At 68.8% G+C, this 1,651-nt stretch carries 2 protein-coding genes and 1 pseudogene; 1 reads left to right on the forward strand and 2 read right to left on the reverse strand.

Annotated elements, in window-relative coordinates; translation table 11 throughout:
- Positions 1 to 148: 148 nt before the first annotated feature.
- Positions 149 to 634, forward strand: a complete 486-nt coding sequence (locus ACF1A5_RS33795; protein ID WP_392196661.1) for a VOC family protein — start codon at positions 149 to 151, stop codon at positions 632 to 634.
- Between the two features lie 49 nt (positions 635 to 683).
- Here ACF1A5_RS33795 and ACF1A5_RS33800 read toward each other — a convergent pair.
- Positions 684 to 967 (reverse strand): annotated as a pseudogene (locus ACF1A5_RS33800) (transposase); the annotation flags it as partial.
- Between the two features lie 21 nt (positions 968 to 988).
- Positions 989 to 1,504 carry a hypothetical protein gene (locus ACF1A5_RS33805; RefSeq protein WP_392196662.1) on the reverse strand — a complete coding sequence of 172 codons (516 nt, stop codon included), beginning with the start codon at positions 1,502 to 1,504 and terminating at the stop codon, positions 989 to 991.
- Between the last annotated feature and the right edge of the window lie 147 nt (positions 1,505 to 1,651).

Genomic DNA, 1,651 nt, shown 5'->3' on the forward strand with positions numbered 1-1,651 from the left:
AACTCACCCCGGAGCCGTTCCACCTCCCCCAGCCTCATGCCAGGAAGATGCCCACCACCAGACGAGATCACCCAAGGTAACGAAGCACTACTAGGTTCCTTCCAGAGCCGCAGGAACCGACCAGCGGTGCCTTTCAGAGAGGTTCGCCGTGACCGAGCGCACAGCCCACATCGAGATCCCCGACCGCTACCGCTATGCCGTGATCCCGCACATCATGGTCGACGACGCCGCCGCGGCGATCGATTTCTACCAGCGGGCGTTCGGCGCCCGCGAGGACTTCAGGGTCGACGCGCCGGGCGGCGGGATTCTGCACGCGGAGATCACCATCGGACGGTCGGCCCTGATGCTGGGCGACGCCGGCGTGGACGAGGCGGAGGCCGCCTCCTTCGCCGCACCGACCTCGCTCGGCGGAGGTACGTCCGTCGCGCTGCATGTCTTCGTGCCGGACGTCGACAGCCTGGCGGAGCGCGCAGAAGCGGCCGGCGCTGAGATCCTCCAGCCGCCGAAGGACATGTTCCACGGTGACCGCACCGTCATCCTCAAGGACCCTTCGGGTCACATGTGGGTATTTCTGACCCACGTGGAAGACGTCTCTCAGGAGGAGCTTCGGCGCCGCCTGGCCGCCGCCGGGTGACTGGATCCCGTGCGCGCGGTGATCCGGACCGAACACCGAGCGCCGTACCTGACGGAACGGCCTTCCGGGCCGGCATGTCCGGGCGGAACTTCCCTGCCCCAGTGACCACTTCGGCCGAGCAGGCCCCCGCGAGCACGTAGCCGGTGCCGCGTTCCTCCAGCGTGGCCCTCAGCTTCGGGTTGCCGCCGTAGACCCCGTGGTCCGCGACCCACGCAGCCCGGTGACCGGCGTCCAGGAACCAGGCGATCATTCGGGTGGCTGGCGCCGGCTTGGTCGCGAAGGCGGTCTCCTCACCGAGCTCGCCCGACAGCGGTCCGCATCGCAGCTCCACGAACTGTGCGGCCCTCAGTGAGGTCAGGCGAGTCCGGACACCTTCAGCACTTCCCGCAGTATCTCGCCGTCGATGCGGTGGCCCAGCCGCTCAAGCACGTCGGCTCCCTGACGCAGAGTGCCGCGGTCCACGGAGCGGCGGACGCCCGTGTCGAGTTCGTGCCAGAGGAACGGGTTGGCCGCGAGGGTGCGGGGGTCGAGTTCCAGGCGGTGGCCTTCGATGTCCCGCAGCACCAGGTGGGAGGAGACGCCGTCGTACTGTCGTACGGAGGTCAACCTGTCCGTGCGGATCACCTGGCGACGCCAGAGCGCGCGCACCGCGAGCCAGCCGGGGCCCGCACTGACCCGCTGAGGGAGCATGACGGCGAACATGGCCGCCGACAGGGCTACCCAGAGCAGGGCGCGCAGGGGCGTCAGGGTTCCCGCGCCCCAGTCGACCAGGAGACTCAGGGCGCAGAACAGCAGGGAACAGCTCACCGCCAGTCGGGCACTGCCACGCCAGTGACGGTCGCCGGCGAGGGCTGCCGGTCCGCTCTGCATAAGACCGACGCTAGGCCGCCGTACCCGGTGTGGCGACCGCTCCTTACGGGGCCCTAGCTGTTCTGTCCACGGAGGTTGGTGACGCAGGTCTCGGCTGAGAGATCTTGAAATGGGTGAGGGCCCTCTGGCCTGGTGTGGATTGCGACA

The sequence above is a fragment of the Streptomyces sp. NPDC014864 genome (genome assembly GCF_043081525.1).
In the GTDB taxonomy this organism is placed as follows: Bacteria; Actinomycetota; Actinomycetes; order Streptomycetales; family Streptomycetaceae; genus Streptomyces.

What these genes read in the sequence shown, in the direction of transcription:
- ACF1A5_RS33805 (WP_392196662.1), bottom strand. Translation starts at nt 1,504, where the DNA reads ATGCAGAGCGGACCGGCAGCCCTCGCCGGCGACCGTCACTGGCGTGGC.